At 70.8% G+C, this 4,410-nt stretch carries 5 protein-coding genes and 1 pseudogene; 3 read left to right on the top strand and 3 right to left on the bottom strand.

Annotation, left to right across the window (positions count from 1 at the left end):
- The 3 genes from ACCD07_RS32105 to ACCD07_RS32115 all read right to left on the bottom strand — a co-directional run.
- Nucleotides 1–596 (bottom strand): PIG-L deacetylase family protein (locus ACCD07_RS32105; RefSeq protein ID WP_413449675.1); only part of this gene is annotated, 596 nt, incomplete at its 3' end.
- Entirely contained in the window at nucleotides 586–1,479 is an 894-nt protein-coding gene (locus tag ACCD07_RS32110; protein WP_413449676.1) for a GNAT family N-acetyltransferase, read from the bottom strand. The genes ACCD07_RS32110 and ACCD07_RS32105, both read right to left, overlap by 11 nt.
- Nucleotides 1,476–1,853 (bottom strand): GtrA family protein, encoded by a 378-nt coding sequence (locus tag ACCD07_RS32115; protein WP_413449677.1) that lies wholly within the window; start codon nucleotides 1,851–1,853, stop codon nucleotides 1,476–1,478. Before ACCD07_RS32115 ends, ACCD07_RS32110 begins: the two co-directional genes overlap by 4 nt.
- 152 nt (nucleotides 1,854–2,005) lie before the next feature.
- Here ACCD07_RS32115 and ACCD07_RS32120 point away from each other — a divergent pair, with 152 nt between their 5' ends.
- The 3 genes and pseudogenes from ACCD07_RS32120 to ACCD07_RS32130 form a co-directional block, all read left to right on the top strand.
- Nucleotides 2,006–2,947: a glycosyltransferase family 2 protein gene (locus tag ACCD07_RS32120; RefSeq protein ID WP_413449678.1), complete on the top strand. Its 942-nt coding sequence runs from the start codon at nucleotides 2,006–2,008 to the stop codon at nucleotides 2,945–2,947.
- Nucleotides 2,940–3,356 carry a GtrA family protein gene (locus ACCD07_RS32125; protein WP_413449679.1) on the top strand — a complete coding sequence of 139 codons (417 nt, stop codon included), beginning with the start codon at nucleotides 2,940–2,942 and terminating at the stop codon, nucleotides 3,354–3,356. Before ACCD07_RS32120 ends, ACCD07_RS32125 begins: the two co-directional genes overlap by 8 nt.
- Nucleotides 3,357–3,370: 14 nt before the next feature.
- Nucleotides 3,371–4,410 (top strand): annotated as a pseudogene (locus ACCD07_RS32130) (hypothetical protein); the annotation flags it as partial.

The following is a 4,410-nucleotide window of genomic DNA, read 5'->3' on the forward strand; positions in this document are numbered from 1 at the left end:
CGCCCCCCCCCGCCCCCCTCCGGCCCCGCATCCCCCCGCCGCGGGGCCTGGGGGGGGGGGGGCGCGCGCCCGCCGAGCGGCGCGCGCTCGACCGGTCCGTTGGCCGCCAGCGGCGCCAGCACGTTGAACCACGGCGCGTTGCGCTGCCAGGCGTTGTACAGCGAGTACTGGCGCACGCGCCCGAGCAGGCCGAGGCTGTCGGCGGCGTGGGCGCACAGGAAATGCAGCGCGTCGTGGTCGTGGTGGCCGCCCTCCCACGCGGTCACGCAGACCAGCTCGACCCGCTCGTACCCCTGCAGCCACTCGCGCAGCCAGCCGCCCGCCGCCGCCATGTGCCGGGGCAGGCTGCCGTCGGTGATGCCGAGCCGGTCGCCGGCGAACACGATGTCGCGCGCGGCCACGCCCATGGCGGTCAGCACCGCCAGCGATTCGGCGTTGCGGCGCGGCCCGGAGCCGGCCGCGCCTTCGGTCAGGTAGGCGCAGGCCACGCGGCGGCCGCGCCGCAGGCTGTCCTCGATGGCCTGGAACACGCCGTACTCGTCGTCCTGGTGGGCGAACAGGAACAACGCCGTCGCGGCGTCGGGCTTAGTAGGCATCGAAGTCGAGGAAGCTGAAACGGATCGCCGTCGGATCGAGCTGGGCCACGCGCCCGGACAGCGAGCGGTAGATCAGGTTCAGCGGCGAGGGGCGCAGGCGCTGCGGGATGGACGGGTAGCCGGTGAAGCGGCGCTCGCTGTCCGGCACCAGGCCCAGGTAGAGACGCGCCGGCGCCCAGCCGCCGCCATGGCCGGCGGCCTGCCACGGGCCGTCGGCCGGCAGCGCCAGTTCGCCGTAGGCACGCGCCACGCTCAGCGCGGCCGCGTCGAATTGCCACAGCGGGCCGCGGCGGCGCATGCGTACCGGATTGTCGGGATTGGCGCAGCGCCAGGCCAGCGCCGCGGGACTGCGCCGGCGCTCGAAGCTGGGCGCCACGCCCTGGCCGTGCGGCCGCGTGCCGACGCCGCCCCAGCCCAGTCGCGCCTCCAGCGGCCGCACCAGCTGGAAGCCCAGCTTGCGGATGAAGCCCGGCGTGCTGTTGGCGTTGGCCACGCCGTACACCGCGTCGTAGCCCTGCTCGCGGGCGCTGTCGTAGGTCAGCGCCGCCAATTTGGTGAACAGGCCCTTGCCCTGATAGTCCGGGTGGGTGGCGGTGTTGAGCGACAGCAGCACGCGCACGTCCTGGCCGCCGATGCAGGCCATGCCGGGCACGCAGACATAGTGCGCGGCCAGGCGCTCGCCGTCCCAGGCGTCGTAGCCGGCGGCGGCGCCGTCCGGATTGTCGGCGTACAGCCAGCGCAGGTAGGCCGGCGTGAACTTGCTGGCGTCCGGGAAGCAGGCGGCGAACAGCGCGCCGTACTGGGCCAGCGCGGCGGCGTCGTAGCGGACCGGCGCGAACGTCAGCGCGCTGGCGGCGGGAGTAGTGCGAGTGTCAGCAGTCATTTGAATACCCAGAATTTACTCAACAGAAAACCGTTGGCGGCCACCAGCGGCAGCGAGATCAGCTTGCCGGTCAGCGGGCTGCCCAGCAGCGTTTGCGCCAGCGCCACCAGCAGCAGCGTCAGCCCGTAATTGAGCGCGACCACGCACAGGAAGCGCAGCACGCTGTGGCTCTGCGTCAGGCGCGCGAACGTGATGCGGGCGTGGAAGGCGTAGTTGACCGCCAGCCCGGCCGCGAAGCCGATGCTGGCCGCCGCCAGCGGCGTGGCGCCGGAACGCAGCGCCAGCTGCATCAGGCCGATGTCGATCAGCGCCGTCAGCACGCCGCCGGCCACGAACACCAGGAACTGGCGCTGCAGGAAAAGTCGATTCAACATGAGTGGCCTGTTTTTCCTTTGATTGATGGCGGCGCCGAAGGGCTGTCATTTTAGCAGCGTCCGCGCGCCAAGCGCAAAAGCGGCCCCGGCTATGGTGCCGGGCGATCCGGAGTCCTGTACAATTTCGCCAACTAATACTTACCTGCGCTCAATTGGCCACCTTTCCCCCGCACCGTATCGCCATCGTTGTGCCATGCTACAACGAGGCGCTGACCATCGCCGCCATCGTGCGCGACTTCAACGCCTGCCTGCCCGGCGCGCCGGTCTATGTGTTCGACAATAACTCCAGCGACGACACGCAGGCGGTGGCGCGCGCCGCCGGCGCCATCGTGCGCAGCGTGCGCCAGCAGGGCAAGGGCAATGTGATCCGCCGCATGTTTGCCGACGTGGATGCCGACGTCTACGTCATGGTCGACGGCGACGACACCTACGACGCCGGCGTGGCGCCGCAGATGGTGCGCCAGCTGCTCGACGAGGGCCTCGACATGCTGGTCGGCACCCGCCATACCGACGAACAGGAAGCCTACCGCTTCGGCCACCGCTTCGGCAACCGCCTGCTGACCGGCTGCGTCGCCGCCGTGTTCGGCAACACCTTCACCGACATGCTGTCGGGCTACCGCATCTTCTCGCGCCGCTACGCCAAGTCCTTTGCCGCCCATTCGGCCGGCTTCGAAACCGAAACCGAGCTGACGGTGCACGCGCTGGAGCTGCGCATGCCGGTGGCCGAGGTGCCGACGCGCTACAAGTCGCGGCCGGAAGGTTCGGTCAGCAAGCTGAACACCTATCGCGACGGCGTGCGCATCCTGTGGATGATCGTCAAGCTGTTCAAGAACGAGAAGCCGTTGCCGTTCTTCGCCATCGGCGCCGGCGCCAGCGCGCTGCTGGCGCTGGTGCTGGCCGAACCGCTGCTGGCCACCTACCTGGCCACCGGCCTGGTGCCGCGCCTGCCGACGGCCGTGCTGTGCACCGGCCTGGTCATGCTGAGCGTGCTGTCGCTGTCGTGCGGACTGATACTCGACACCGTCACCAAGGGCCGCATCGAGCAGAAGCGCTTTGCCTACCTGGCCGTGCCGGCGCCGGCGCCGCATGATTAACCGGCAAACCCGCATCCAGCTGCTGCGCTTTGCCGGCGCCGGCCTGGCCGGCCTGGCGGTCGACGTGCTGGTGCTGTACGGCGCGCTGGCGCTGGGCAGCGGCTTCCTGGCCGGCCGCGTGCTGTCGTTCCTGTCGGCGGTCTGGGTCACCTGGCAGATCAACCGCCGCTACACCTTCGACGCCGCCGACGCCTCGCCGTGGCGCCAGTGGTGGCGCTACGTCGGCGCGATGGCCTTCGGCGGCGCCGTCAACTACGCCGTCTCGGCCGCCGTCATGGCGCTGCTGGCGCACTGGCCGGCGGCGGCGCCGCTGCTGCCGGCCGCGCCGATGCTGGCGGTGTGCTGCGGCACGCTGGCCGGCCTGGCGCTGAACTTCCTGAGCGCCAAATTCCTCGTCTTTCAACGCTGACCCCTCTACCGACCATGACTACGTTGTCGCGCCCGTTTAACGCCCTGTCCGCCGTTGCGGCACGCTACTGGTATCTGCTCGATACGCCACGCGGGGCCCGCCGCGCCGCCTGGCTGCTGCCGCTGCTGTTCGGTCTGCTGTCGCTGGTGTTCGGCCAGGACGATAACTGGGACCTGCGCAACTATCACCTGTACAACCCGTTCGCGCTGGTCAACGGCAAGATCGGCTTCGACCTGGCGCCGGGCCAGTGGCAGAGCTACTTCAACCCCACGCTGGACCTGGTCTACTACGGCCTGCTGCGCGCGCTGCCGGCGCCGCTGGCCGGCTTCGCCATGGGCGCGCTGCACGGCCTGAACCTGCTGCTGGTGCTGGCCATCGCGCGCAGCCTGCTGGCACACCTGCCGTCCACCTCGGCCCACCGCGCGCCGCTGCTGCTGGCGCTGGCCGGCTGCATGGGCTGCGCATTCTTCAGCCAGCTGGGCAATTCGATGGGCGACAACATGACCGCGCTGTGCGTGCTGGGCGCGCTGCTGCTGGTGCTGCGCCACTGGCAGGCGCTGGCGCAGGCACGGGGGCGCGGCTTGGCGCTGGCGCTGCTGGCCGGCCTGGCGATGGGCGCGGGCACCGGCCTCAAGCTGACCAACGCCACCTATGCGCTGGCGCTGTGCGCGGCGCTGCCGGTGCTGCCCGGCGGCTGGTGGCGCGCCGTGGCGCGCGCGTTCGTGTTCGGCGCCGGCGTGCTGTCCGGCATCGCGTTGACGGCCGGCCACTGGTACTGGCGCATGTGGCAGCAGTTCGGCAATCCGCTGTTCCCGCAATTTAACGACATCTTCCACGCGCCGCTGGCGGCGCCTATCGGCATCGGCGACACCCACTGGCTGCCGCAGGGCTGGACCGAAAAGCTGTTGTGGCCGTTTATCTTCGCGCTGCATCCGGAACGGGTGACCGAGATCCGCATGCGTCTGCTGCTATGGCCGCTGCTCTACCTGGGCTTCGTGCTGCTGGGCGTGGCGGCGTGGGGGGGGGGGGGCGCCCCCCCCCCCCCCCCCCCCCC

It is taken from the genome of Duganella sp. Dugasp56 (genome assembly GCF_047304105.1).
Classification (GTDB): Bacteria; Pseudomonadota; Gammaproteobacteria; order Burkholderiales; family Burkholderiaceae_D; genus Rugamonas; species Rugamonas hordei.